Below are 463 nucleotides of genomic sequence, written 5' to 3' on the forward strand. Positions count from 1 at the left end.
GGGGCCTTCTTCTTCCTACCAATCTCAACACCATAGTGCTGGAGGTACCATTGCTTGAAGGGGGCAGCATCAACCTGGACAATGGCACTTTTCACCAGGGTCTGTGTCCTCACAAGTTCATTATTCGAGGCATTGTACACGACATCAAGGATACGAGTCTTTCGGGTCACAGCCTCACTCCCCCAAGAGTAATTGCCAGTATCCAGACGGAGGGCCCTCCACTTCACATTTCCTCCACGAACACGAACCCTTCTGACAGTCTTGTTGCTAGAAAGCTTTGTATTTGCCGGCTGCCGGCCCAACTCATACTTTCTCTTCTTCCTCCAGGCCTTCTTCTTCCCTCCCGTTGCGCGTCTCTTGTGCATGGAGTCTCGAGAGATACCCATCTTGGCGGAGACGAGGAGGACCTCTCTTTCTCTTCTCTCTCTTCCCCTCTTGGAACTTCGCCGCCGCCTGCTCCCCC

1 protein-coding gene is annotated in these 463 nt (G+C 53.6%); it reads right to left on the reverse strand.

Going from position 1 to position 463, the window contains the following annotated elements:
- Nucleotides 1-463: 30S ribosomal protein S8e (locus tag FWJ25_RS20890; RefSeq protein ID WP_149601895.1), on the reverse strand; the 463-nt coding region annotated here is incomplete at both ends.

It is taken from the genome of Marinobacter salinexigens (assembly GCF_008370345.1).
In the GTDB taxonomy this organism is placed as follows: domain Bacteria; phylum Pseudomonadota; class Gammaproteobacteria; order Pseudomonadales; family Oleiphilaceae; genus Marinobacter; species Marinobacter salinexigens.